This is a genomic window from Mesorhizobium sp. ISC25, assembly GCF_042295465.1.
Lineage (GTDB): Bacteria > Pseudomonadota > Alphaproteobacteria > Rhizobiales > Rhizobiaceae > Mesorhizobium.
The window spans coordinates 4,635,784-4,661,972 of the sequence record NZ_CP135441.1; the positions used below are offsets into that span (position 1 = coordinate 4,635,784).

The window sequence follows — 26,189 nt, forward strand, 5'->3', positions numbered from 1 at the left end:
GGCCACGGATAACCGGGTATCGTTGAGGGATGCCCGAGGCCAGTGCAGACATCATCAGGCCTGACGGCGCCGAAAAACATTTCGGCGCCGTCAGTTTGGACATCATAAGACTGGACGGAGCCGAAAAATATTTCGGCGCCGTCAGGGCGCTCGCCGGTGTCGATTTCAGTGTTCGTGCCGGAGAATGCGTCGGTCTCGTCGGCCATAACGGCGCCGGAAAATCGACACTCATGCATATGGTGGCGGGCACGCTTGCCCCCGACAGCGGGCAGATCGCGGTCCGCGGCGGCGTCGAGGCAAGTTATTCGGTACCGCGCGCGCAGCAGCTCGGCATACGCTGCGTGTTCCAGGAACTGTCGCTCTGCCCCAATCTCAGCGTCGCCGAAAACACGCGGATCAACCACGCGTCGCTTAATGGCTTCGGCTGGCGGCGCAAGGCGACCGATCTGATCGCCGCCAAGCTCGACGAGATCTTCCCCGGCCACAGCATCTCGGCATCCGACATCGTCGGCGATCTTTCCATCACCAGCCGGCAGATGGTGGAGGTGGCGCGCGCCTTCACGGTCACGCAGGAGCCGCTCGAACTGGTCATCCTCGACGAGCCGACCTCCTCGCTCGATGCGCATACCGCCGGCCAGCTGCTGGCGTTCGTGCGCCGTTTCATCGCCGCCGGCAAGAGCTGCATCCTGATCTCGCATGTGCTGGGCGAAGTGCTCGGAAACGCCGACCGCATCGTCGTGATGCGCGACGGCAAAGTGGTCGCCGCCGGGCAGGCCGATCAATTCGACCGCGACAGGCTGGTGACGGCGATGGGCGGAGCGGAGGCGCGCGAGAAGGCCGCCGCAGAGATTGCGAGCGGCAAGCCGGGGCCCGGCCCGCTGCGGGTCCGGGCGCGTCCGGCGCGACAGCAAGACGGCAACGAGCTTGTCGCCCGTGCCGGTGAGATCATCGGGCTTGCCGGGCTTGCCGGGCATGGGCAGACCGATCTTTTGCTGGCGATCTTTGCCGCGGCTTCCCGCGCCAGGACCGGCATCGAGGTCACCGCGCCGGTGGCGCTGGTTGCCGGCGACCGCCAGTCGGACGGCATTTTTCCGCAATGGTCGATCGCCGAGAACATCGGCATCCGTTCGCTGGCGCGATTGCGCAACGGCCTCTTGATCTCGCCGCAGCGCGAAGCCGAGCTCGCCGAGCTGTGGCAGCGGAAAATCGGCATCCGTACGCCCGATATGAACAACAACATCTTCTCGCTGTCCGGCGGCAACCAGCAGAAGGCGCTGTTCGCGCGGGCGCTCGGCTCCGACGCCGAGATCGTGCTGATGGACGACCCGATGCGCGGCGTCGATATCGGCACCAAGCTCGAAGTCTACGACCTCGTGCGCGAAGAGGCTCGCCATGGCCGCACTTTCCTCTGGTACACCACCGAAACCGAAGAGCTCGACAATTGCGACCACATCTATGTGTTCAAGAACGGCCGGATCGTCGCCAACCTTCGCCGCGACGAACTGACGGAGGAAAAGATCATCCAGTCCTCGTTCGGCGACGCGGCCTGAGATGACAGCGGTATCTGTCGAGAATGGGCTAAAATCTTCGGCTCGCGCCACGAGGCGGGCGCGCATGCTGCGCAGCCTGCTGCCTGCACTGTCGCTGGCGCTGGTGCTCATCGCCATCGCCTGGCTCAACCCGCGCGCCATCAGCTACTTCGGTTTCAGTCTGATGCTCAATCTGGCGATCCCGATCGCTCTGGCGACGATCGCGCAGATGTTCGTCATCGCAGGCAACGAGCTCGATCTGTCGATCGGCACCTTTGTCGGCTTCGTCGGCTGCGTGACGGCGACGTGGCTGAAGGACGCGCCGTTGCTCGGCGTCGTGATCCTGCTCGGGTCGATCGGCGTCTACGCGCTGCTCGGCGCGCTGATCCATCTGCGCAACCTGCCCTCTATCGTGGTGACGCTCGGCATGAGTTTCGTCTGGCAGGGCCTGGCCATCCTGATCCTGCCGAAGCCCGGCGGCAAGGCGCCGGACTGGCTGCTGGCGCTGATGGCCTTCAAGCCACCCTTCATTCCGTTCCCGATAATCGCGGCATTGCTGATCGCAGCCGTCGTCCACTTTGGCCTGATGCGCACCTCCTATGGCGTCATCCTGCGCGGATCGGGCGGCAATTCAGCCGCACTCAAGCGCGCCGGCTGGTCGCTGCTCCGCACCAAGATCGCGCTGTTTGCGCTGACCGGCCTGTTCGGCGTTTTGTCCGGCATGGCGCTGATCGGCATCACCACCTCGGCCGACGCCAATATCGGCAATGGCTACACCCTGCTTTCGATCGCCGGCGTCATCCTCGGCGGCGGCGAATTCGTCGGCGGCCGGGTGTCGCCGATCGGCGCCGTCATCGGCGCGCTGACGCTGGCGCTGGCCGCCTCGCCACTGCTGACGTTCATGCACATTCCGCCCGACTGGCAGGTCGCCGCCAACGGCGCCATCCTGATCATCGTGCTGGCGGCGCGGGTGCTGATCAGCCGCAGGGAGAGGTGAGCATGGCCTCGCTGCGGACACTGCTCGCCAGACCCTGGATCTGGTCGTTCTTCGGAGCGCTGCTGGTGTGGCTGGCGACGATCGCCTTCACCGGCGGCTATGGCGGCGGCGGCATGATCACGGCGGCGCTGTCGCTTGCCGTCTTCACCGTCATCGTCGGCGTCGGGCAGATGTTCGTCATCACGCTCGGGCCGGGCAATGTCGACCTGTCGCTGCCGGCCAATATCGGCCTTGCCAGTGCCGTCGCCATGAAGGTGATGGACGGCGATGATGCGATGATCGCGGTCGGCCTGCTGGCCGCGCTTGCCTGTGGCATGGCGATCGGCGCCGTCAACTACCTCCTGATATGGGCGCTGCGCATTCCGCCGATCATCGCGACGCTGTCGGCCAGCTTCGTCATCCAGTCGGTCGATATCAGCTATGGGCGCGGCCTGCAGATCAAGCCGCCGCCGGGCTTCGCCGATTTCACCAACTGGCAGGTATTCGGCATCCCGGTGCTGGCGATCCTGACCGTGCTGTTCACCATCGGCGCCGGCATCGTTTTGCAGCGCATGATCTACGGACGCTCGGTGCTGGCGATCGGCCAGAACATCCGCGCCGCCTGGCTGGCCGGTGTCAATGTCGGCCGCACCCGCTTCCTCACCTACACGCTGTCGGGCGCGCTCGGCGGCCTCGACGGCGCACTGCTCGCCGGCTATTTCCGCGGCGCCAATGTCGATATCGGCAATGAGTATCTGCTGGCGTCGATCGCGGTCGTCGTCATCGGCGGCACGTCGGTGGCGGGCGGCAAGGCCAATGTACCGGGGGTCTGGGGCGCGGCGCTGTTCCTGGTGCTGCTGTTGACCATGCTCAACACGTTCGGCGTCAGCGTCGGCGTCCGCCTGGTGCTGACAGGGCTGATCATCGTCGGCGTCATCACGGCGGCGGGCGGGCAGAAGGCGCTGCGCTGATATCCGGATGATGCCGGCCTACGGCCTTCAACGTGGCGTAATCAATCTTTCGATTTGATCTTCTGCCACTCCAAATAGCGTTCTCGAGAGGTTTCCCAGAAAAGAAGGTTGTCGAGAACGAAACTGTCTTCCCCCGGCACTTCCATTCTGATGCGCTGGACTTCTTCGCCAGCACGCAGGCGCCGAATGATTTCGACGCCACGTAGCCCGCGTTCTCGAAGGGCTTTTCCCCAAAAACTGTTGCTGAGCGGATTGCGGAATTTCAATTCAAATCGGCCAGTTCCAGAGGAAACCAATCGAGAGAACTCTTCCAGTCTTTCGACGGTCGTGGAGACCGCCCATTTGATCGCTGCCGCTCTCACATAAAGATCGAGGTCCAGCAGGCAGTTCGCCAAGCCCCTGGCAATCGGCTCATCGAAGTAGCCGGAAGTTGCCATGTAATTCACGAAGGCACGTTGGCAATCGGAAAGCGGGTCGCTCGCAAGCTCCGTCGCCGGAACCCTCAGGCCTTCAACCGCTTCGCCCACTTCACCGAGGTAATAGGCCGCGCGGAGCCGATCGCTGGATTTCTCGGACTGCATAAGACGGATGAGAAATTCCAGATCAACTCCTCGCCTCCATCTTTCTAGAAGCTCCTGCCCGGCCCTGTAGCTCAAAGCGTGGTCATTGTCGCCGTATTTGGCGTCGTCCATCAGAACGATAGTGGGCTTGTCCGATATTTCTTGTGTCATTCTGCTTAACGTCTGCCGACGTTCGAACATCCAGTTTGTCTTCTCATCAAGACTCTCTACACCCTAGGCGGCGGCGTCAATCGGTATCCGCCTCCAGATGCCGACTGAGCATCGGCCGCAACCCGCGCGCAATGATTGTCCCAGAGGTGGATCGGGTTTCCATTCGCGGCGCGGCCTAGTAAACCCATCCGCGGTCAAACCATCGGCTCTTTGGAGGATTCCGCTTGTCCAGTTCCGTCAGCATCGGCAACAACAACGGCGTCGCGGTCGTAACCATCGACAATCCGCCGGTCAACGCGCTGAGCTTCCATGTGCGCGAGCTGCTGATGCAGGCGCTTGTCTCGCTGCGCGACGAGCCTTCGGTGGCGGCAATCGCCATCACCTGCGCTGGCCGGACCTTCGTGGCCGGCGCCGACATCACCGAGTTCGGCAAGCCGGTGCGGCAACCGGACCTGCGCGCCCTGGTCGCCATGCTGGAAACCATCGCCAAGCCGACGGTCGCCGCCATTCACGGCACCGCGCTCGGCGGCGGCCTGGAGCTGGCGCTTGGTTGCCATTTCCGCGTAGCCGATACCGGCGCCAAGCTCGGCCTGCCGGAAGTCAAGCTCGGCCTGCTGCCGGGCGGTGGCGGCACGGTCCGCCTGCCGCGTCTCGTCGGTCCGCTGAAGGCGCTCAGCATGATCGTTTCGGGAACGCCGATCGTTGCGGCCGAGGCGCTCGCCGACGGCCTGGTGGATGCCGTCTTCGATGGCGACCTGATCGCGCAAGCGGTGAGTATTGCGGCCGACATGGTCGCCAAAGGCGGTCCGTTTACGCCGGTGCGCGACCGCAATGATCGCCTCGACCAGGCCAACTTGCCGGCTTTCGACAAGCAGGCGGCAGCGCTTTCCAAAAAAGCACGCGGTCTCGAGGCGCCGATCGCCTGTGCGCAGTCGGTCCGCAACGCCCTCACGCTGCCCTTCGACGAAGCGCTGGCGGCGGAGCGTGACCTGTTCGTCAAGCTTGTCGCCGGTGACCAATCACGCGCGCAGCGGCATTTGTTCTTCGCTGAACGCCAGGCGGCAAAGATTGCCGGCAAGGACGTCGTCAGGCGCAAGATCGCCCGGGTCGGCGTCATCGGCGCCGGCACGATGGGCGGCGGCATCGCCATGGCGTTCGCCAATGGCGGTCTTCCCGTAACCTTGCTGGAAACAACGCAGGAAGCATTGCAACGCGGACTGACGACGATCGACAAGAATTATGCCGTTTCCGCTATGCGCGGCTCGCTGAGCGAAGACGCTAAGCGCCAGCGGCTTGCCCTGTTCAAGGGTTCCACCGACTATGCCGATCTTACCGATTGCGACCTGATCGTCGAGGCCGTGTTCGAGGAGATGGCGGTCAAGAAGGAGGTATTCGGCAGGCTGGATGCCGTAGCCAAACCGGGCGCGATCCTCGCCACCAACACCTCCTATCTCGACGTCAACGAAATCGCCGCTTCGACCTCGCGGCCGCAAGATCTCCTCGGCATGCATTTCTTTTCGCCGGCTAACGTCATGAAGCTTTTGGAAATCGTCCGCGCCGACAAGACTTCGCCCGACGTGCTGGCAACCATCGCCGACCTGGCCCGGCGGATCGGCAAGGTGCCGGTCGTCGTCGGCGTCTGCCACGGCTTCGTCGGCAACCGCATGCTGGCGGCGCGGGGTTCGGAACTGGAGCCTCTTCTGCTCGAGGGCGCAACGCCGCGCCAGGTCGACCAAGCGTTCACCGATTTCGGCTGGCCGATGGGGCCGTTCCAGATGGTCGACCTCGCCGGCCTCGACATAGGCTGGCGCAACCGCAAGGCGCGCGGCCAGACGGCTGACATCGCAGACACGCTCTGCGAGCAGGGGCATTTCGGCCAGAAGACCGGCAGCGGCTTCTACCGCTATGAAGACAGTTCACGCACGCCGCTGCTCAATCCCGAGGTCGAGGCGCTGATCCGCGACAAGGCTGCCGGGAACGGCATCGCGCCGCGCACCATCGGCACTAAGGAGATCATCGAACGCACGCTCTATCCGATGATCAACGAGGGGGCGAAAATCCTCGAGGAGGGAATCGCCGCCCGTGCCTCCGATATCGATGTCGTCTGGGTCAACGGCTACGGCTTCCCGGTCGGCAAGGGCGGACCGATGTTCTGGGCAAGCCTCGAAGGCGTGGACAAGATCATCCGGCGGCTGGATCACTGGCACCAGCAGACCGGCAAGGACGTCTTTCGGGTGGCACCTCTGCTCAGGCAGATGGCCGAAACCGGTTCCTGGGACGGCGCTGCCGGCTGAACTTGGACTACCGAATCCGCGCGTCCATGATCTCGACGAAACGTGCGAACAGGCCGGCCTGCGATTTGATCTTGAGCTTGCGGTAAATGTTGCGGCGATGGACTTTTACGGTTCCCGGCACGATGCGCATCGCCCTGGCAATCGATTCCGTGGAATGGCCCTGAAGCACCAGATCGACGACATGCTGTTCGCGCGGCGTGAGCGAAAGGCTCTTCCAGATGTGAGCACGTTCGAACTCGCTGACCGGAGCAATCGTTTCGTCCTGCTTCGTCTCTGCCGGTTTGTCGGCCGGAAGATCATGCCAGCGCAGCCTGATGAGGTTGATCACCGCAGGCGCCATGTCGCGCAGCAACCTCGCATCGGCGGTTCCGAAAGGTCCCGAAGCGCGCAATCGCATCAGCGAGACCACCAGCGCGTCCTTTCCCGGCAGCGGCACGAAAAAGCCGACCTCCTCCGCAAGCCTGGTCTGGCTGTAATAGGAGCGGTAATATTCGCTGGCATAGAAGCGATCCGGCGCCAATTCGCGCATGCGCCAAAAGCCTTCCTTGCGCTCGACTGCCGCATGGTGGAACGGGTCGAGCAGATAAGGCCCTTCCTGATAGAGCGCGACGAAGACGTGGCTTTCGGCCGGCGAGAATGTCTCGAACAGCAGCGGCGGGCGTAAGGCGCCGCGATAGCCGAAGATCACGCAATGATCGAAGCTGACATGCTGCCGGAGCCAGGCGACCATTGCCTTGCCGAAAAGCTCGCCGCTCGTCTCCCGCGTCGCAGCGATGAGCGCAGCGAGCCGGCTGTATTCATCGCTGCGCGAAACGCCCAATTCATACCCCTCCAGACGAGAAAATAGACGAAATATACCACCTGGGAGGTATATACTAGCCGCCATTGGCTCTGATAGCGTTTCGAGATCAACTAGCCGCTGGAGCCCGCAGCTTTGACCGCAGTGCCCGACATCGAGTTTCGCGGGGTCACCAAACGCTACGACAGCGTGATCGCGGTCAGCGGCATCGATCTTGCCATCCCGCCGTCTGCCTTTGTCGCCTTGCTCGGGCCGTCCGGCTGCGGCAAGACAACCTGTTTGCGCATGATCGGTGGCTTCGAACAGCCAAGCGAAGGTGCGGTATTCATCCGTGGCCACGACATGGCCGGCACGCCGCCCTATCGGCGGCCGGTCAACATGGTGTTCCAGCAATATGCGTTGTTTCCGCATCTGGATGTGGAGGACAACGTCGCCTATGGCCTCCGCCAGGCACGGCCGCGCCTGTCGTCGCGGGAGATCAGCCGGAAGACAGGCGAGGCGCTCGCCATGGTGCGGCTTGCCGGATATGGGCGCCGCAAGATCCATGAGCTTTCCGGCGGCCAGCAGCAGCGTGTCGCCCTGGCGCGGGCGCTGGTCAACAAGCCGGCGGTGCTGCTGCTCGACGAGCCCCTGGCGGCGCTCGACAAGAAGCTGCGCACCGACATGCAGATAGAGCTGCAGAACCTGCAGCGCGAGATCGGCATCACCTTCGTCCTGGTCACCCACGATCAGGAAGAGGCACTGTCGATGAGCGATTTCGTCTGCGTCATGAATGGCGGGCGCATCGTCCAGCTTGGGCAGCCGAGCGAAATCTATGACGAACCCGCCGACCTCTTCGTCGCCGACTTCGTCGGCAAGACCAATCTCTTGAGCGGCAAGGTCGTCGGGCTCTCGGGCAAGCTCGTCGAGGTGGCGCTTGCCGACGGCACTGTCATTGCAGCGCGCAAGCGGACTCCGCTAGCTCAGGGTGAAGCCGTTTCGGTCAGCCTGCGTCCTGAATCGCTAAGCCTCGGCGCGCCCGGAAGCGGCCGGCTGGACGGCCTTGTCCGCAACCGGATCTTTCTCGGTTCGACCGCGGAATATGCAATCGAGGTCCAGGGTATCGGGACACTGCTCGCAAAGGCCGATCATCTGGTCGGCGGTGGAAATCTCTTCAAGCCGGGTGAACCCGTCGCCGTCGGCTTTGCAGCCGGAACGCCGCTGGCGTTTCCGGAGAATAACGGGACCAACCAGAGGGAAAACAAAAATGTCGAAATCGTATCGTGACGGACTGCCGATAAGCCCTGAAAAATTCGTCGACCAGTTGATGCGCCTCAAGCGCGGTTCCATCGGCCGCCGCGAGTTCCTTGGCCTCACCGGGCTTGGTCTCGCTGCCGCGGTAATGGCCCGTGAACTCGGCATCATGCCGTCGCCAGCCTTCGCCCAGGAGGGGCTTGGCGACCGCATGTCGATTGCCACCTGGCCCAATTATCACGACCCGGCGACGTTCGAGAATTTCAAGGCCGAGACCGGTGTTGCCATCGAGGTCAACGTGTTCGGGTCAAACGAGGAGATGCTGGCCAAGCTGCAGGCCGGCGCCTCTGGCTGGAGCCTTTTCGTTCCGACCAACTACACGATCTCGACTTACAAGAAGCTTGGCATCATCGAAGCGCTGGATATGGCCAAGCTTGCCAATTATGACGGCTCGCAAGAAGACCCGCGTTTCACTGGGGAAGGCACCATCGACGGCGTGACCTACGCTGTGCCGAAGAATTGGGGCACCACCGGCTTTGCCGTCAACACCAAGAAACTGACCAAGCCGATGACGAGCTGGAAGGAATTCTGGGACACGGCCATGGCGGAGGGCGACGGCCGGACCATGGTTCATGATTACCAGCTGACAACGATCGGCAACGCGCTGAAATATTTCGGCTTCTCGTTCAACTCGCTGAAGCCGGACGAACTCGCCAAGGCGGAGGAATTGCTGCTGAAGGTCAAGCCGCATCTGTTCGCGGTCTCCAGCGACTACCAGCCGTCGATGCGTGCCGGCGACGCCTGGATGACGATGTGCTGGACCAATGACGGGGCGCAGCTCCACCGCGACATCCCCGAAATCGCCTATGTGCTTGGCAAGGAAGGCGGCGAGATCTGGACCGACTTCTACGCAATCCCCAAGGATGCGCCGAACAAGCCTGCCGGTTATGCCTTGCTCAACTATTTGATGAACCCGAAAGTCGCGGTCAAGGAGCACCTGGCCAACGGCGCGCCTTCCACCGATGCGCGGGTCAATGCGCTGCTGCCCAAGGAGGTGCTGGACAATCCGATCCTCTATCCGGCGGCGGAACTGCTGAAGCCACTCGAATTCGGTGCAGCCGCGACCTTAACCGATCCGGGCCGGGCCGAATTGATGGCACGCTTCAAGTCGGCTTGAACCGGGCGGGCCACAGGCTCGATGCAGGCAACTCCCCCGGCGGACAGATGTCCGCCGGCACCGGGTCGGTTTTTTCAATGCGCAGCAATGTCCTTCGTCACAATCTCCTGACCGCCCTGCTGCTCGGTCCAGCGATCGCGTGGCTGTTGGTGTTTCTAGTTTTGCCGTTCGTCGCGATCGCCGTTTTCAGCGTCGGCGATCGGGCGCCGGAAGGCGGCTATCAGGCCGCTTTCACCTTGGCGCAGTATGCCAATCTTCCGGCGCGAGCGACCGCCTTCTGGAACACCATGGTGCTGGCGCCGGCGGGCGCACTGGCCTGTCTTCTCGTTGCCTATCCGGTCGCCTATTACCTCGCTTTGCGCGCACAGGAACGGTGGCGGCTGATCCTGCTGGCGCTTGTCGTCATCCCGTTCTGGACCAGCCTGCTGATGCGAACCTATGCCTGGATGTATGTGCTTGGCGGGCGCGGCGTCCCAGCTCTGCTGGCCTATGTCGGGATGGAGGACGTGCGGCTGATCAACACGCCGGGAGCGGTTCTGCTCGGCATCGTCTATGGTTATCTGCCGCTGATGATCCTGCCGATCTATGTCAGCCTCGAGCGGCTCGATCGCCGGCTGCTGGAGGCCTCCGCCGATCTCGGCGCGACGCCGATCTCGACATTCCTCGGCGTGACGCTGCGGCTGTCGCTGCCAGGTGTGATGACCGGCTTCTCGCTGGTCATGATCCTGTTGCTCGGCGAATATCTGATCCCGACGCTACTCGGCGGCGGCAAGGTCTTCTTCATCGGCAACGCGCTGGTGGATCTGTTCCTGCAATCGCGCAACTGGCCATTCGGATCGGCGATCGCCATCACGCTTGTAGCGGTTTCCGTGGTCGTGCTGCTTGCCGCGAACCGCATTTCGACCCGGCTTTCGGGTGCCCGCCGGGTGGACCTGATCTGATGCGTGCATTCGTCGTTGCGGTCTTCGCCTTTCTCTACCTGCCGATCGCGCTGGTGGTGCTGTTCTCGTTCAACGCCGGCCACCACGCCAGCGAGTTCACCGGCTTCTCGGTGCAGTGGTACGGCAAGGCACTGGCAAACCCTTTCCTGGTCGAAGCGCTGAAGAACAGCCTGTTCATCGCCACGACCAGCGCCTTGCTGGCGGCACTCTGCGGCACGGCGGCGGCGCTTGGCCTGGCGCGTGTTGGCGCCCGAACACGAGCCGTCTTCGATGCCCTCCTGGGGGCTGCGATCGTCGTTCCGGGCGTGGTCATCGGCATCTCGACACTGGTCGCGCTGGTCCAGCTGTTTGGGCTCGTCAACCCGTTTGTCGCTTCGCTGTGGCCGAACGACCAGCCACCGCGCCTGGCGCTTGGCTATGGCTCGATCATCGCCGCGCACGGGCTGTTTTCGATGGCGCTGGTGGCGATGATTGTCGGCACGCGCCTCGGCAGCCTCGACCGCAACCTGGTCGAGGCCTCGAGCGACCTTTATGCCACCCCGCTGACGACGTTCCGCAGCATCGTGTTGCCGCAGATCATGCCGGCGGTGATCGCCGGCTTCCTGCTCGCCTTCACATTCTCCTTCGACGATTTCATCGTCGCTTTCTTCGTCGCCGGCGCACAGACGACATTGCCGATCTATGTCTTTGCCTCGATCCGGCGCGGGGTCACGCCGGAGATCAATGCCATCGCGACGATCGTGCTTGTCGCCTCCGTTCTGCTCGTGGTGCTTGCCCAATGGCAACTGCGGCAACGAAAACCATCACACTGAAAGATAAAAAACATGATTCTGAGAGATCGCATCGCCGTGGTGACGGGTGCCGGGTCGGGGATCGGGCGTGCCGGCGCGATGATGATGGCCAGGGAAGGCGCGCTGGTGGTGATCGCCGACAGGGACCAGGCGGCGGGGGAAGCAACCGCTTCCGACATTCGTGCGGCCGGCGGTCGGGCCGAGGCCGTCGCCACCGATGTCGGCGACGACGCGGCGGTCGAGCAGCTCATTGCAGGAACGCTGAGCCGGCATCGGCGGATCGACATCCTGCACAATCATGCCGGGATCCAGGTCGGCGGCGCGCTGACCGAAGTCGGCGCCGACGGCATGGACGCCTCCTGGCGGATCAATGTGCGGGCGCAGTTCCTCGCGGCCAGGCTGGTCATGCCGTCGATGATCGCGCAAGGCGGCGGGGTGATCCTGAATACCGCCTCGAATTCGGGTGTGTTCTACGACCGCGAAATGATCGCCTACGCAACGTCAAAACATGCAGTGGTGGCGATGACACGGCAGATGTCGCTCGACTATGCCAAACACAATGTCCGCATCAACGCGCTCTGCCCTGGCTGGGTCGATACGCCCTTCAACGAGCCGTTCATCACGCAGATGGGCGGGCGGGCGGCGATCGAGAACTATGTCCGCACCAAGATTCCCATGCAGCGCTGGGCCAGCGCGGAGGAAATCGCCGAAGCGATCCTGTTCCTCGTCTCCGACCGCTCGTCCTTCATGACCGGCCAGGCGCTGGTGATCGACGGCGGCGAAAGCATCGGCTGATCCGCCGCTCCCCGCATGTAGGAGCGGAAGATATGCTCTTGGCCTAACGGCCGGCGGCGAGATGTGCTTTCGTCTCAAGGAGAATGCGGCCAACATGGCTGGGCCGCGAGCAGAAATCGTCAGCGCAAAAGGGAAGGCTGCATAATGGCCGAGGCCTATATCTGCGACTACATCCGCACGCCGATCGGACGCTTTGGTGGGTCGTTGTCGGCGGTCCGTGCCGACGATCTCGGCGCGATCCCTCTAAGGGCGCTCGTCGAGCGCAATCCAGGCATCGACTGGGCTGCCCTCGACGATGTCGTCTATGGCTGCGCCAATCAGGCCGGCGAGGACAATCGCAATGTCGCGCGCATGGCGCTGTTGCTGGCCGGCCTGCCCAAGGAGGTTTCCGGCTCGACCGTCAATCGTCTCTGCGGTTCGGGCATGGATGCAGTGATGATTGCTGCCCGCGCCATCAAGGCCGGCGAGGCGGATTTGATGATATCAGGCGGCGTCGAATCGATGTCGCGCGCACCGTTCGTGCTGCCGAAGGCGGAGACCGCCTTTTCGCGCAACGCCGAAATCCACGACACGACGATCGGCTGGCGCTTCATCAATCCGCTGATGAAGAAGCAATACGGCGTCGATTCGATGCCGGAGACCGGCGAGAACGTGGCGGAAGAGTTCGCTGTCTCTCGCGCCGACCAGGATGCGTTTGCCGTGCGCAGCCAGGACAAGGCCGTAGCCGCGCAAGCCAATGGCCGTCTGGCAAAGGAAATCACGCCGGTGACGATCGCGCAGCGCAAGGGCGATCCGGTCGTTGTCGACAGAGATGAGCATCCCCGCGGGGGCACGTCGATCGAAGCGTTGGCCAAGTTGCCGACGCCGTTCCGGCAAGGCGGCACCGTCACCGCCGGCAACGCATCGGGCGTCAATGACGGCGCGGCGGCGCTGATCGTTGCCTCGGAAGCGGCAGCGAGGAGATACGGACTGACGCCGATCGCCCGCATCCTCGGCGGTGCCACCGCCGGCGTGGCGCCGCGCATCATGGGCATCGGTCCGGTGCCGGCTACGCAGAAGCTGTGTGCCCGGCTGGGTCTAAAGCCGCAGCAATTCGATGTCATCGAGCTCAACGAGGCCTTCGCCTCGCAAGGCATCGCCGTGCTGCGCCAGCTCGGCATTGCCGAGGATGCGGAGCACGTCAACCCGAATGGCGGCGCCATCGCGCTCGGCCATCCGCTCGGCATGTCCGGCGCGCGCATCACCGGCACGGCGGCATTGGAACTGCGCGAACGCGGCGGCCGCTACGGCCTCGCGACCATGTGCATCGGTGTCGGCCAAGGCATTGCGGTGGCGCTCGAGAGATTGTGAGCAAGCGTGGGTTTGCCGGGCCATTTAATGGCGCGTTCCGCCCACTCAAATTTGACCATGTGGACAAAAGCCGGGCACCGCTCCATAGTTCCTTCGCCGATATTCCAGAGAAGACAGCCGGCTCGACACGGCGCCAATCAGAGGGGCATGCAATGGACAACGGGAAGAGCAGAATCCAATCGAAACGCCAAGGGCTTTCGCGACGCAACGTACTGGAGCTGGGCGCGCTCGGCTTGGCGGCGGCGATACTGCCGGGCAGCGCCTTTGCCAAGACCAAGAAGCTGAAAGTGGCGGCGATCTTCGCCACGCCGATCGAGGAGCCGTGGGACAACCAGATCCACGTCGCCCTGCAGAAGGCCGAGAAGGAACTCGGGATCGAATACAAATGGTCGGAGAAGGTGCAGACCGCCGATTTCAGCCGTGTCATGCGCGAATATGCGCAGGGCGGCTATGAGCTGGTGCTGGGCGATGCCTTCGCCGCCGAGCGCGAATCGCGCAGGACCGCCAAGCAGTTTCCGAAAACCGCCTTCCTGTTCGGCTCCGGCGCCGGGCCGGCCGAGCCGAATTTCGGCGTTTTTGACAACTGGATCCACGAGCCGGCCTATCTGTCCGGGATGATCGCCGGAAAGATGTCGAAATCGGGCACGATCGGCGCCGTCGCGGCGATGGGCATTCCGGAAGTGAACCGGCTGGTCAACGCCTTCTTTGCCGGCGCCAGGGAGGTCAATCCCAACATCAAGAAGAAGGTCGCCTTCATCGGCTCGTTCTTCGATCCGCCGAAGGCAAAGGAAGCGGCCGTCGCCCAGATCGACGCCGGCGTCGACGTCATCTATGCCGAGCGCTTCGGCGTCATCGAAGCGGCGGCGGAGAAGAAGATCCTCGCCATCTCCAACATGTCGGACCAGTCGAGCCTCGGCCCCGACACGGTGATCACCGGGCCGGTCTGGGATATGTATCCGACCGTCGAGCAGGCGATCAAGCTGGTCAAGGCCGGCGTCTTCACGGCGCAGGATTACGGCGATTTCTCGCGCATGGCCAAGGGCGGCTCCTACCTCGCGCCCTACCACAAATTCGACAAGACGCTGCCGGCCGAGGTCAAGGAACTGGTCGAGAAGAAGAAGGCCGAGATCCTCGATGGCAATTTCCGCGTCGACGTGGATGAGAATACGCCGGTCTCGGACTGAGCGCTGTCTTTTGGGGGTCTGGCGCTTGTCGCACCCCCCTCTGGCCTGCCGGCCATCTCCCCCTCAAGGGGGGAGATTAGCAGCTTCGCCGACAGCACCTCTTCTTCAGCGCTGACGATTTGCGAAAGCCGAAGTGACATCCGATCTCCCCCCTTGAGGGGGAGATGGCCGGCAGGCCAGAGGGGGGTGCAGCGCATTCCCGTCGATCAAAGCTGAATCGCAAAGCCAATTCCGATCGGGAGCACCCTTGTCAACGCCTGCCCCTCTCATCGAAATGCGCGGCATCTCCAAGAGCTTTGGCGCCGTCAAGGCGAACGAAGCCGTCGATCTCAGCGTCGCGCCGGGTGAAATCCTCGGGCTGCTCGGCGAAAACGGTGCCGGCAAGACGACGCTGATGAATGTGCTGTTCGGTGCCTATGCGCCCGATGCCGGCGAGATCCTGGTGCAGGGCCGGCCGGTGACGATCAACAGTTCGGCCGATGCGCTTGCCGCCGGCATCGGCATGGTGCACCAGCATTTTCATCTCGCATCGCGGCTTTCGGTGCTGGAGAACCTTTTGATCGGCATTCCCGGCAGATCGGGCCGGATCGACCGCGCCGGCGGGCTGGCACGGCTCGCCGAGATCGGTCGGCAGCATGGGCTGACGCTCGACCCGGATCTCCCCGTCTCGGCGCTGGCGGTCGGCGAGCAACAGCGGCTCGAAATCGTCAAGGCACTGTTTCGCGGCGCAAGGCTGCTGATCCTCGACGAGCCGACGGCGGTGCTGGCGCCAACCGAGGTCGACGGGCTGTTTTCGGCGCTGCGCTCGATGGCGGCACAAGGGCTCGGCATCATCTTCATCTCGCACAAGCTCAACGAGGTGCGGGCGCTGACGCATCGCTGCGTCGTGCTCAGGCATGGGCGCGTTGCCGGCCGCGTCGATGCGCCGGCAAGCACGACGTCTTCGGAGATGGCGCGGCTGATGTGCGGCCACGAGATCGTGCCGCCGGCCAGGGGCCCGTCGACACCGGGTGCGGTGGTGCTGACGCTCGACGGCATCTCGACATCGCAGCATTCCGGTATGCCGCTGCGCGATATTTCGCTGGCGGTTCGCGGCGGCGAGATCCTTGGCATCGCCGGCGTCTCCGGCAATGGCCAGCGCGCGCTTGCCGAGGTTATCTCCGGCGTGCGAGCGCCCGATGCGGGACAGATGACGATAGCCGGCAAAACGGTTTCGCGGTTCTCGCCGCGCGCAGTGCAGGCGCTCGGCCTCGGCCGCATCCCGGAAGATCGCATGACGACCGGGCTGGTCACCAATCTGCCGCTTGCCGATTCGATGGTGCTGCCGCGCATCGGCACCGAGGCGTTCAGCCGCAACGGCCTGCTCAGACAGGATGCGATCCGCACCTTCGCTGAAGCACAGATCAAGGCCTATGACATACGCTGCCCCGGGCCGATGACGCGCGCCGGGGCGCTTTCCGGCGGCAATCTGCAAAAGGCGCTTCTGGCGCGCGAACTCGCCTTCGATCCGAAAGTGCTGGTCGTTTCGCAGCCGACACGCGGCCTCGATATCGGCGCCGCGCGCTTCATCCACGAAAAATTCCTCGATATGCGCGCCAAGGGCTGCGGCATCATCGTCATCGGCGAGGATCTGGAAGAGTTGCTGATGCTCTCGGATCGTATCGCGGTGATGTATGAGGGCCGCATCGTCGGCACGCTGGACAGCGCCGATGCCAGCGTTGCCAGACTCGGGTTGATGATGACCGGGGCGGAGGGAAAGGCTTGATGTTCCGTCTCGAGGCCCGCACCTCAACGCCCGCCTGGTTCAATCTGGCGCTGCCGCTGCTCGCCATCGGCGCGACGCTCATCCTGTGCAGCGGCCTTATCGCACTGGCCGGCGCCGGCGTCGTCGAGGCTTATGGCGTGATGTTTTCGGCGTCGTTGGGCGACAGCTACGCCGTCACCGAAACGCTGGTGCGTGCCACCCCGATGATCTTCACCGGGCTTGCCGTGGCGGTCGCTTTCCGCGCCAAATTCTGGAACATCGGCGCCGAAGGGCAATTGCTGGCCGGTGCGGTGGCGAGCTGTGCGGTCGGTGCAATCCCGATGCCGGGGCCGCTCGCCATGTTGCTGATGGCGCTGGCGGGCGCCGCCGCCGGCGCGGCCGTCGCCCTGATCCCCGCCACACTGCGGGTGAAATTCAGGGTCGATGACGTGGTCAGCTCACTGCTGCTCAATTCGGTCATTTTCTACGCACTGATGGCGCTGATCGAGGGACCATGGAAGGATAGTTTCAGCGGCTACCCGATCTCGCCGCCGATCGAGGATACGGCCAATTTTCCGGTGCTGCTCGAAGGCACGCGGCTGCATCTCGGCGTCGTCGCGGCGCTGGTCGCAGCACCCCTGATCTGGTTCGTGGTCGCGCGTACGACGCTCGGCTTTCGCATCAGGGTCACCGGCGAGAACCCCGAGGCCGCGCGCTATGGTGGAATCAATGTCGAGCGGGTGCTGATTTCGACGGCGCTGCTGTCCGGCGCATTGGCCGGCCTTGCCGGTGTCGGCGAGGTCGGCGGCGTGCATTTCCAGGTGATGAGCGACATCTCGCCGGGCTATGGCTATTCCGGCATCGTCGTCGCCATGCTGGCGAGACTCAATCCACTTGGCGTGGTGCCGGCGGCGATCTTCCTTGCCGCCGTCATGACCGGCGCCGAGGCGATGTCGCGGGCAACCGGCGTCCCGGCCTTCCTCAGCGAAGTCATCCAGGGAACTGCGCTGCTCGCCATGCTGGTGGCGTTGCTGTTCACCGCCTATCGCATCCGCCGCGTGGGAACAGCCAAATGAGCGTGGTACTGGAGCAAATCTTCCAGGTCGGCTTCCTGGCCGCGATCATCCGCATCGCCACGCCGCTTGCCTTCGCGACGCTGGGCGAAATGTTTTCCGAGCGCGCCGGCGTGCTCAATCTCGGCATCGAAGGCATCATGCTGTTGTCGGCGATGACCGGCTTCACCGCGGCGAGCCTCAGCGGCAGCCTTTGGCTCGGCGTGCTTGCGGCGGTGCTGACCGGGGCGCTGATGGGCGCCGTGCACGCGCTGTTCACGGTGGCGCTCGGCCTCAGCCAGCATGTCTGCGGCATCGGCGTGACGCTGTTCTCGTCGGGCCTTGCCTACTTCCTCTACCGGCTGATCTTCGGCCAGCAATCGGTGCCACCGAACATCAAGGGGTTCGAGACGCTGCCGATCCCGATCCTGTCCGGCATTCCGGTGCTTGGGCCGGCGGTGTTCAACCAGTTTTCGCTGGTCTACATGGCGATGCTGTCTATTCCCCTGGCCGCCTTCGTGCTCTACCGCACGCCATGGGGCCTGTCGGTCCGCATGGTCGGTGAAAACCCGCGCGCCGCTGATTCGGCCGGCGTCAGCGTCATCGCTACGCGCTTCCAGGCGGTGATCCTCGGCGGTGCCTTGATGGGGCTGGCCGGTGCCTTCCTGTCGATGGCGCAGTTCAACGCGTTCACCTTCGGCGTGGTTTCGGGGCGTGGCTGGGTGGCAATCGCGCTCGTCGTTTTCGGTCGCTGGGATCCGTGGCGATCGGCAGGCGCGGCACTGCTGTTTGCCTTCGTCGACGCCTTGCAATTGCGCATGCAAGCGAGTGGGCTCGGACACATTCCTTACGAGGCGTTCCTGATGCTGCCGTTCATCTTCACCATCGTCGCCATGGCGGTGATGTCGCGCAATGCGGTAGCCCCGTCGGCGCTGCTCAAGCCGTTCCGGCGCGAAGAGCGGTAGCGGCGCTTCGCCTTCACATCGCGGTGAAGCCGTTGTCGACGAACAGATGGGCGCCGTTGACGAAGCTGGCCTCGTCGCTGGCCAGGAACAGGCCTGCCTTCGCGACCTCTTCCGGCTCGCCGATCCGTCCTTGTTGCGCCGCCATTGCCGCGTCGGAGACATCGACGCCGAGTTTGTCGAGATCGGCGACCTCGCGCAGGCCATGCGGTGTCCTGATGAAGCCTGGACAGACCGCGTTGCAGCGGATGTTGCGGTCGCGGAATTCGACGGCAATGGCACGCGCGAACATGTGGCAGGCACCCTTGGTAGTGTCGTAAAGCACCTCCATCGGCGTTGCCGCCACCGCCGAGATCGACGAGGTGCAGACGATGGAACCGCCGCCGGCGGCGATCATGCCGGGCAGCACGGCGCGCGTCATCAGGAACATCGAACGCACATTGACGGCATGCAGCCAGTCCCATTCCTGCAGCGTGGTCTCCAGGAAGGGTTTGATGACGATGGTGCCGGCGTGGTTGAACAGAACCGTGACCGGGCCGAATTTTTCCGTCGCGCCCTTCACCGCCGCTTCGACCTGCGCCTCATCCGATACGTCGGCGACCCAGTGCTCGGCGACATGGCCGCGTTCCCTGATTGCCGCTGAGGTGGCGGCAGCCGCTTCGCCGTTGCGGTCGATGATCGCCACCTTGGCGCCCTCGGCCGCGAAAAGCTCCGAGGCCGCACCGCCCATGCCCGTCGCGCCGCCCGAAATGATGGCGACCTTGCCGGCCAGTCTTGTGCCCATCTTTTGCTCCCTGCTGCCTTGCCGTGACGTCCCGGCTTTCCGCTGAAGCAGCGATGCTATCCTTCGTCCATTGGATCGCCAAGGAGCCAGACACGTGGACCTGACATTTTCTGCCGTCACCCCGGCGTGCCTCAAAAGGCAGCGCTAGGCAGTAAAAGCACTAAGTTGTCCGCCGTTTGGAGAAAATTGTTCTAAGAATCGCCCGAAAATAGCACTCGACAAAGTCTACTGATTTTATAGATTAAGCGCCGAGACGGAGGTCGATATGTCCTATAGCCAGAACGCTCAGACTGCCCGCAAAGGCCAAAGGCTGGGTTCCGACCAGGTGTGGCGGCCGGCCTACGCCGGCGCTTTCGCCTATCTCGTCTTTGCCCTTGCGTTTGTATTCACCGGGGCAGTGGTACTGGGGCTGATCCCCTGATTGTCAAGGCTCTGATCATCGAGGCTTCCTCGGGATAGCGGCCTGCCGTTTGCAGAAATTCCGGAGTTGATGAACCGAGTGCCGGTGCGCTTTTGCGCGCCCTGATTCCAACGGGATGGAGGAGATGGCAATGCCGATCGAGTTCACGCATGTTCCCGGTAAGATCCACGCTGCCGACGCCAGCTTTTTCTATGACTTTGTCGAGACCGCGACGAAGCTGTCACTGATCGAGGATGCCGGATTCCAGAGGATCGTCATCGACGACCAGGCCGGGCTGCTGACCAATATGGACCTTGCCGCCCAGACGCTGGACCGCACCTCGTCGCTGGAAGTCGTTCTGACGCATTGGGCAGGCGTGATCGAACCAACCGTGGCGGCGCGGCAGCTCGCTGCCCTCGACGCGAGAAGCGGTGGCCGGCTGTCGCTCAGGATGCTCAGCGAGCCGCTGAGCGACGACGATGCCGAGGCACGTCCGGCCGGCCATACGGTGGTCTGGCAGCGCATCGACGAATATCTGGTGCTGCTGAAGCGGTTGTGGTCGAACGACATGCCGTTCGACCATGAAGGCACCTTTTACAGCATCAAAGGCGGCTATGTGCCGCGCAAGGGGCCGCATGGTGCCGATGTGACCATCCGCATGGGCGGGCAGTCGGGCACCGCGCTCAGGGTCGCGGGCAGGCATGCGGACGTGTTCGAGCTGGCGCCGGGCTCGCTTGCAGAAATCCGCCAGTCAATGGAGCGCGTACGCGGCGCCGCCGCCGAACACGGCCGGGCCGGCAAGCTGCGTTTCGCGCTTCCCGTCCGAATCCGTTTGGAAGACAAACCTGCCGCTTCCTGCCAGAAGGCGGTCGAACTTGCCGGGCCGCCGGCGCAGGTCGCGCTGTCGCTGCTTTCCTACGCCGCTTTGGGGATCAAGGAGTTCATGATCGTCGGCGTCGACAGGCCGCGCGAGATCGCGTTCGCCGCCCGCGAAACGATCGCACTGCTGCGCAATTCGCTGGCGCGGCGCGAGGCCGATGTCCCTCAGCCGGGGGCGTTTGCGTCACGCGCGACACAGGGCGCACGCGCCGGCTGCTGAAGAGCCTCGGTCGTCCCGCGCCTTGGTGACGGGTCTACCACCATTCCGGGAAAGCCGCGTGAGCGGCCCTGGCCAGTGTCGGGATTTCCTGATCGGGAACGGAGCTGTAAGGCCAGAGCAGTCGCGGGCCGAGCGGCGCCCAGCCGCCGGCCGCCGCCATCGCCTTGTCGAGTGCCGCATCGCTGACATTGTAACGGGTGCGAAACGGTAGGACATGTGCGGCGAGGAAGGCCTGTATGCGGGCCTCGACCTCGGCAGCGGCGACCATATCGGTACGGATCATCCGCCACCACATCACCGCGCCCTTCGGGGTGAGGCAGGCAACGTTGGAATAGCTGCCGTGAGCCCCTCCAGCATAGCCCGTTGCCAGCGTATGGCCGGGGACGAAGACGGAAAATCCGTCCAGTTTGCGGCGCATATCGGCATACCAGCCGGCGTCGCCGCCCGGCAGCTTGGCGCCGACCAGCGATGGTACGGTCGCACGCAGCCTGGCGATGCCGTCGAGCGTCAGGCGACGCTTGGCGTGCGGCGGATTGTAGAGCACCAGCGGCGTTTCGGGCGCAGCCTCGCAGAGGCCGCCGGCAAAGCGCATGACCTCGTCGTCGCTGGGCGGCCACCAGTCGGGCAAGGTGAACTGCACCGCCGCCGGGCGAAGTGCTGCCACCCGCGTCAGCCGCTCCAGCGCGACGCGCGGATTGGACTGGCTGATGCCGATCTGGAAAGGAAGGCGCGCGCGGCCGGCTATGGTTGCGACCAACTCACAAAGCCGGTCGAATTCGGGCTCGGTCTGGCAATGGAATTCGCAGGCCGTGCCATTGGAATAGACGCCGTCGACGCCTGAGGCGCAGAGCCGGGCGATCGTCTCTTCCGTCGCCTGCCAGTCGATCGCTCCGCGATCGTCGATGGCCAGCATCACCGCACCCCAGACGCCGCGCGGTGCGTGTGCGGGCAAGCGGGCTAGGTGGTCGTTAAGATCAGCGTGCACCGGCGATCTCGCGTTCGCGGCGGGTTTCGTTCGAGGCAAAGGCAGCCTCGATGATGGCGATCATCTTGCGCCCATAAGCGCCGTCGACCGGCACCGGCGTGTCGTCGGCGATGGCATCGCGCATTGCGCTCCATTCGCGCACCAGCGCGTTATGCATCCAGTTCGGCTCAAAGGAACCGGGCAACTCGGTCCAGACCGTATCGCGGCCAAGCATCGTGCCTCGGTCCATGTCGATGCGCAGCGTTCCCTGCTCGCAGACCAGATCCATGGCGTAGGTGGTAGCGCCGGTGCGATAGCCGACGCTCTGCACCTGGCCGATGCCGCCGCCGGCGAAACGCAATCCAAGCAGGGCGCTGTCGTCTGCTTCCTGGTCATGGAACTTGGCGCCGAGCATGCCGCTCACCGACACAACATCGTCATCCATCAGCCAGACGAGGCGGTCGAGCGCGTGGATGCCGGCAGTCAACAGCATGCCGCCGCCGGTCGCCTTGCGCAGATGCCAGTCGCGGCGATTGTGCTCCATCCACAGCTTGATGATCCAGCTCGATCCGGTGAGCGGCCGGCCGAGTTCGCCTTCCTCCAGAATTTGCCTGGCAGCAATGCAGGGCAGGGCGAAATGCATGAGATGGGCGACCATCAGCTTGACGCCGCTCTCGGCCACGGCGGCGTTGATCGCATCGCAGGCGGCCACCGTCGGTGCCATCGGCTTTTCGAGCAGGATGTGCTTGCCGGCCTTTGCCGCGCCGATGGCCATTTCGGCATGGAGGTGATGCGGGCTGGCAATGAGGACCGCGTCGACCTCCTTGTCGTCCAGCAGCCTTCGCCAGTCCGCGTAGCCGCGGCCGCCATGCTCGGCGGTGAATTGCCGCAGCGCGTCGGCATTTCCACGAGAGGCGGCGACGAGACGAATGCCGCCAACCTCACGGATTGCCCGCGCATGGGCTGCGCCGAAATCGCCAGCGCCGATAATTCCTATTCCAATCATGGTCCTGCCTTTTGATAAGCGGCGTCGATCAGCGACATCGCCGCAACATAATCCTCGATGGACGCGGACGGAGGCGCGTTTCTCGCCAGCCGGTCAAGCGTATCGCGCATGAACAGACGATAGCGCGTTGCCGGCAGCTCGACCGGCAAGTCGACGATTGCCGCATCGTCGAGCGTTGCGCAGATGGCATGGTCGCCATGATCGACCAGGGTCGCATTGGCACTGACGATGCGCCACTCGAAGTCACCGCCAGGGCGCATCGAAGCAAAGGTGTAGCCGGCCTCGACGATGAACAACGCTCCGGCTTCGTCTTCCAGCACCAGCAGCGCATGGTCCTCGACCGGGCCGGGATGGATGCGGTTCGCCATCGAAACGCTTTTCAGGCCGAGCTTGCCGGTTGCGAGGCTGAGTGCCGCGTCGACACCGTGTATGCCGAGATTCCTCAACGCACCGCCGCCACCAACCGCCGGGTCGACGACCCAGGCGACACCGTCGGCGATGTAGCGTTGCGGCGGGCCATTGACCAGCCGGAACTGGCAATGCGCCATCGGGCCGGCGCGACCTTGCCGGCGCAGCCGTTCAAAGCCGGCAACGGCCGGCCCGAAACGGTTGGGCAGGGGAACAGCGACAAAAGCCTGCTGCTGCCTGGCAAGCTCGCGCAGCGCCATCAGTTCTATCGTATGGCTGGCCGCCGGCTTCTCCAGGATCAGCGGTATCCCTGCCGCGATGATCGCGCGTGCCCGCGCCGGCACCATCGAAGGGTGCCCCATCAACAGGATCACATCCGGCGGGCTGGAGAGTATCTCCGCGAAATCTTCGATAAACGGCAGGTCGTGGTGCGCGGCGAACGCATGCGCTTGGCCAAGATCCTCGTCCCAGATACCGGCGATCTCCGCACCGTAAAAGCGTGCGGCGTCGAGGTGCATTTCGGCGTGCCAGTGGCTCGAGCCGGCGAGGGCAATCTTCATTCGGAGGCAGCAGGTTTGTTATGGGCTTGCAGGATATCCTACAAGTAGCTATACGACAAGCGGCGGGCAGGCTAATCCGGCGGATGATGAAAGCAGTGGGATGGCGGAACTGAAGTCGATCGAACCGTTGAGCAGACCGCCGCTCCTTCACGTCACCGTGCAGGAAAGCCTCAGGGCCTATATCGAAAGCAACCAGCTCAAGGCCGGCGATCCCTTGCCGCCGGAGACATTCCTGGCGCAGCGGCTCGGCGTCGGCCGCAACTCCGTGCGGGAAGCCATCAAGGCGCTGGAATCGATCGGCATCTTGGAGACGCGGCGCGGCATCGGCGTGTTCGTCAAGGAGTTCTCATTCAAGCCGCTGCTGGATAACCTGGCATACGGTTTGCAGGATTCGCTGCGTGATGTCGAAGAGCTGCGCGAAATCCGCCGCGTGCTGGAAACCGGCCTCATCGCCAAGACGATCGAGATGATCAGTGCCGAGGACATCGAGGCGCTGCGCCAGTTGACCGAGCGCATGCGGCAACGTGCCGAGCGCCATGAGAGCTTCGCCGAAGAGGACCAGCAATTCCATCAGCTGCTGTTCCGCTGCCAGAACAATCACATGCTGAGCGCGCTGATCGACATCTTCTGGATAGCGTTCAACAAGGCCTCGAATTTCACCAATCTCGACAATCCGACGCCGCTGGCGACATGGCGCGACCATCACGAGATCGTCGAGGCTGTCGCCGCCAAGGATGTCGACCAGGCGCGTGGGCGGCTCGACGACCATTACCGGGGAATCCAGCAGGTTATCGCCAAAAACCGAGCAAGCTGAAGAACAACCTGACTATGCCAAGGGAGGAAACCATGCGCATCAGGACTATCGCATTCTCAGTCGCCGGGCTGCTGCTCGCCAGCATTGCCCCATTGACCAGTGTCCAGGCACAAAGCGCCAAGACCATTGCGGGCGGCTTCGACGTCGGCCCCGGCGGTTTTCCCAAGAACTTCAACCCGCTGGTCGCGACCGGCGGCTACACCTGGCTCAGCACATATTTTGAACCGCTGGTTATCTACAATGCCGGGCTAACCGATATCGAAGGCGACCTCGCCAAGGACTACAAGATCAGCGACGACCAGCTGAGCTATACGTTCAACCTGGTCAACGAGACCTGGCATGACGGCAAACCGTTTACCTCGAAGGACGTCAAGTTCACCCTCGAGCTTGCCAAGAACAAGGCCTCCGGCAGCCTGTTTGCCGCCCGCCTCGCCAACATCGCCTCGGTCGATGCACCGGATGACCACACCGCAGTGGTGAAGCTATCGAAACCGAACGGCTCGTTTCTATCCATCCTCTCGCAGCTGATGATCCTGCCGGAGCATGTCCTGGCCGCTCTGCCGCCGGAATCGCTGGCGACAAGCACCTGGTGGTCGACCGCTCCGGTCGGCACCGGTCCGTTCAAGCTCAAGCGCTACGTGACCGATCAATATGTCGAACTGGCAGCCGATGACGATTATCGCGGCGGCAAGCCGAAGGTAGACGTGCTCATCAACCGCTATTTCGAGTCGCCGGCGGCGGCCGTCGCCGCGCTCCGCGCCGGCGAGATCCAGTTCACCTATGTCGAGCCCGACGATGCGGCATCGTTCAAGAGCGACAGCAATTTCAAGGTGATCGAAGGTGCCTCCTATGTGGTCAACTATATCGGCCTGAACCAGAAGGTCGACCTGTTTAGGGATATCCGTGTCCGCCAGGCGATCATGTATGCGATCGACCGCAACGCGATCATAGACAGCCTGTATGGCGGTGCCGCCAAACCAGCCAATTGCGGCTATGTCGCGCCGCATCACGTTCCCGCAGGCCTCGAACCCTATGCCTACGATCCGGCAAAGGCAAAGGTGCTGCTTACCGAGGCGGGCTGGGACAAGATCAACGGCGACAAGCCGATCACCTTGCTGACCTATTACGGCTCGCCACAAGCGGCCAATGTGATGGCCGCTGTCCAGTCGATGCTGGCCGAGGTCGGCATCAATGTGGTGCCGCGGGTCGTCGATACGCCGACCTACAACGGCATCGTCTACAAGCAAGGCACGCCGGACTGGAACGCCTTTCCGATGGTCTATGCCGGCCTGCAGAACGGCCCCAACCCGGCCGGCCTCAATCCCGGCCTCAACAAGTCGCAGATCCCGCCGGCAGGCTTCAACACCATGCGCATCGAGTTCGACGACCTGAGCACCGCGTTGGACGCCGCGCTCGGCCAGACCGATCCGGCCAAGCTCGACGCCTCCTGGCAGGAGGTCTGTAAGGTGATGAACAAAGAGCTGCCCTGGGCGACGTTGTGGGTGGCCAACCGCTATGGCGTGGCCTCCAACAAGCTGCATGACTTCGTCTGGACGCCGGCGCCGGGCGGCGGCCCCTACGCAGCTCACCCCGAGCGCTGGGACATCCAGTAAGAACCCAACCAA

24 protein-coding genes are annotated in these 26,189 nt (G+C 63.7%); 18 read left to right on the forward strand and 6 right to left on the reverse strand.

Annotated features, from left to right (window positions below; genetic code table 11):
• The first annotated feature begins 29 nt into the window (after positions 1-29).
• Genes RQ479_RS22965 through RQ479_RS22975 form a run of 3 tightly spaced genes read left to right on the forward strand, consistent with a single transcriptional unit; the run spans position 30 to position 3,476 of the window.
• Positions 30-1,550: a sugar ABC transporter ATP-binding protein gene (locus tag RQ479_RS22965; protein WP_376702740.1), complete on the forward strand. Its 1,521-nt coding sequence runs from the start codon at positions 30-32 to the stop codon at positions 1,548-1,550.
• Between the two features lies 1 nt (position 1,551).
• Positions 1,552-2,526 carry an ABC transporter permease gene (locus tag RQ479_RS22970; RefSeq protein ID WP_376702741.1) on the forward strand — a complete coding sequence of 325 codons (975 nt, stop codon included), beginning with the start codon at positions 1,552-1,554 and terminating at the stop codon, positions 2,524-2,526.
• 2 nt (positions 2,527-2,528) lie between these two features.
• Positions 2,529-3,476, forward strand: a complete 948-nt coding sequence (locus tag RQ479_RS22975) for an ABC transporter permease (protein WP_376702742.1) — start codon at positions 2,529-2,531, stop codon at positions 3,474-3,476.
• Between the two features lie 41 nt (positions 3,477-3,517).
• Here the strand turns inward: RQ479_RS22975 and RQ479_RS22980 are convergent, their stop codons facing one another.
• Complete coding sequence (locus RQ479_RS22980) at positions 3,518-4,237, reverse strand: hypothetical protein (protein ID WP_376702743.1); 720 nt, start codon at positions 4,235-4,237, stop codon at positions 3,518-3,520.
• 194 nt (positions 4,238-4,431) lie between these two features.
• On the opposite strand from RQ479_RS22980, the gene RQ479_RS22985 reads away from it, so the two are divergent.
• Positions 4,432-6,501 carry a 3-hydroxyacyl-CoA dehydrogenase NAD-binding domain-containing protein gene (locus RQ479_RS22985; protein WP_376702744.1) on the forward strand — a complete coding sequence of 690 codons (2,070 nt, stop codon included), beginning with the start codon at positions 4,432-4,434 and terminating at the stop codon, positions 6,499-6,501.
• A gap of 7 nt (positions 6,502-6,508) precedes the next feature.
• On the opposite strand, the gene RQ479_RS22990 is transcribed toward RQ479_RS22985, so the two are convergent.
• Positions 6,509-7,321: a LuxR C-terminal-related transcriptional regulator gene (locus RQ479_RS22990; protein ID WP_376702745.1), complete on the reverse strand. Its 813-nt coding sequence runs from the start codon at positions 7,319-7,321 to the stop codon at positions 6,509-6,511.
• A gap of 114 nt (positions 7,322-7,435) precedes the next feature.
• Between RQ479_RS22990 and RQ479_RS22995 the strand changes: the two genes are divergently transcribed.
• The 10 genes from RQ479_RS22995 (at position 7,436) to RQ479_RS23040 (ending at position 18,532) form a co-directional block, all read left to right on the forward strand.
• A complete protein-coding gene (locus RQ479_RS22995; RefSeq protein WP_376702746.1) occupies positions 7,436-8,566 on the forward strand; it encodes an ABC transporter ATP-binding protein in 1,131 nt (376 codons plus the stop codon).
• Positions 8,547-9,710, forward strand: a complete 1,164-nt coding sequence (locus RQ479_RS23000; RefSeq protein WP_376702747.1) for a PotD/PotF family extracellular solute-binding protein — start codon at positions 8,547-8,549, stop codon at positions 9,708-9,710. The genes RQ479_RS22995 and RQ479_RS23000 overlap by 20 nt, the downstream gene beginning before the upstream one ends.
• 77 nt (positions 9,711-9,787) lie before the next feature.
• Positions 9,788-10,651, forward strand: a complete 864-nt coding sequence (locus RQ479_RS23005) for an ABC transporter permease (RefSeq protein WP_376702748.1) — start codon at positions 9,788-9,790, stop codon at positions 10,649-10,651.
• Complete coding sequence (locus RQ479_RS23010; RefSeq protein ID WP_352517498.1) at positions 10,651-11,463, forward strand: ABC transporter permease; 813 nt, start codon at positions 10,651-10,653, stop codon at positions 11,461-11,463. The genes RQ479_RS23005 and RQ479_RS23010 overlap by 1 nt, the downstream gene beginning before the upstream one ends.
• Before the next feature lie 12 nt (positions 11,464-11,475).
• Complete coding sequence (locus tag RQ479_RS23015; protein ID WP_376702749.1) at positions 11,476-12,237, forward strand: SDR family NAD(P)-dependent oxidoreductase; 762 nt, start codon at positions 11,476-11,478, stop codon at positions 12,235-12,237.
• 144 nt (positions 12,238-12,381) lie between these two features.
• The gene (gene pcaF / locus RQ479_RS23020) at positions 12,382-13,587 is read left to right on the forward strand and encodes a 3-oxoadipyl-CoA thiolase (RefSeq protein WP_376702750.1); all 1,206 of its coding nucleotides are present in this window, start codon (positions 12,382-12,384) and stop codon (positions 13,585-13,587) included.
• A 152-nt stretch (positions 13,588-13,739) separates the two neighbouring features.
• On the forward strand, positions 13,740-14,771 hold the full coding sequence (locus tag RQ479_RS23025; protein ID WP_376702751.1) for a BMP family protein: 1,032 nt from the start codon (positions 13,740-13,742) through the stop codon (positions 14,769-14,771).
• Positions 14,772-15,045: 274 nt separating this feature from the next.
• Positions 15,046-16,536: an ABC transporter ATP-binding protein gene (locus RQ479_RS23030; protein WP_376706001.1), complete on the forward strand. Its 1,491-nt coding sequence runs from the start codon at positions 15,046-15,048 to the stop codon at positions 16,534-16,536.
• Positions 16,536-17,591 carry an ABC transporter permease gene (locus RQ479_RS23035; RefSeq protein WP_292657219.1) on the forward strand — a complete coding sequence of 352 codons (1,056 nt, stop codon included), beginning with the start codon at positions 16,536-16,538 and terminating at the stop codon, positions 17,589-17,591. Before RQ479_RS23030 ends, RQ479_RS23035 begins: the two co-directional genes overlap by 1 nt.
• Positions 17,588-18,532: an ABC transporter permease gene (locus tag RQ479_RS23040; RefSeq protein ID WP_023721348.1), complete on the forward strand. Its 945-nt coding sequence runs from the start codon at positions 17,588-17,590 to the stop codon at positions 18,530-18,532. Before RQ479_RS23035 ends, RQ479_RS23040 begins: the two co-directional genes overlap by 4 nt.
• Before the next feature lie 13 nt (positions 18,533-18,545).
• On the opposite strand, the gene RQ479_RS23045 is transcribed toward RQ479_RS23040, so the two are convergent.
• Complete coding sequence (locus RQ479_RS23045) at positions 18,546-19,313, reverse strand: SDR family NAD(P)-dependent oxidoreductase (protein ID WP_376702752.1); 768 nt, start codon at positions 19,311-19,313, stop codon at positions 18,546-18,548.
• Positions 19,314-19,578: 265 nt separating this feature from the next.
• On the opposite strand from RQ479_RS23045, the gene RQ479_RS23050 reads away from it, so the two are divergent.
• On the forward strand, positions 19,579-19,734 hold the full coding sequence (locus RQ479_RS23050; RefSeq protein WP_023678176.1) for a hypothetical protein: 156 nt from the start codon (positions 19,579-19,581) through the stop codon (positions 19,732-19,734).
• Positions 19,735-19,864: 130 nt separating this feature from the next.
• Positions 19,865-20,812, forward strand: a complete 948-nt coding sequence (locus RQ479_RS23055) for an LLM class flavin-dependent oxidoreductase (protein WP_376702753.1) — start codon at positions 19,865-19,867, stop codon at positions 20,810-20,812.
• A gap of 34 nt (positions 20,813-20,846) precedes the next feature.
• Here the strand turns inward: RQ479_RS23055 and RQ479_RS23060 are convergent, their stop codons facing one another.
• From RQ479_RS23060 to RQ479_RS23070, 3 genes are all read right to left on the reverse strand, one after another.
• A complete protein-coding gene (locus RQ479_RS23060; RefSeq protein WP_376706002.1) occupies positions 20,847-21,725 on the reverse strand; it encodes a dihydrodipicolinate synthase family protein in 879 nt (292 codons plus the stop codon).
• A 61-nt stretch (positions 21,726-21,786) separates the two neighbouring features.
• Entirely contained in the window at positions 21,787-22,782 is a 996-nt protein-coding gene (locus tag RQ479_RS23065; protein WP_376702754.1) for a Gfo/Idh/MocA family protein, read from the reverse strand.
• A complete protein-coding gene (locus RQ479_RS23070; protein WP_376702755.1) occupies positions 22,779-23,750 on the reverse strand; it encodes a Gfo/Idh/MocA family protein in 972 nt (323 codons plus the stop codon). Before RQ479_RS23070 ends, RQ479_RS23065 begins: the two co-directional genes overlap by 4 nt.
• 100 nt (positions 23,751-23,850) lie before the next feature.
• On the opposite strand from RQ479_RS23070, the gene RQ479_RS23075 reads away from it, so the two are divergent.
• Together RQ479_RS23075 and RQ479_RS23080 are read left to right on the forward strand one after the other, a co-directional pair.
• On the forward strand, positions 23,851-24,564 hold the full coding sequence (locus RQ479_RS23075; protein ID WP_352669398.1) for a FadR/GntR family transcriptional regulator: 714 nt from the start codon (positions 23,851-23,853) through the stop codon (positions 24,562-24,564).
• Between the two features lie 32 nt (positions 24,565-24,596).
• Positions 24,597-26,177 (forward strand): ABC transporter substrate-binding protein, encoded by a 1,581-nt coding sequence (locus tag RQ479_RS23080; protein WP_376702756.1) that lies wholly within the window; start codon positions 24,597-24,599, stop codon positions 26,175-26,177.
• Positions 26,178-26,189 lie beyond the last annotated feature (12 nt).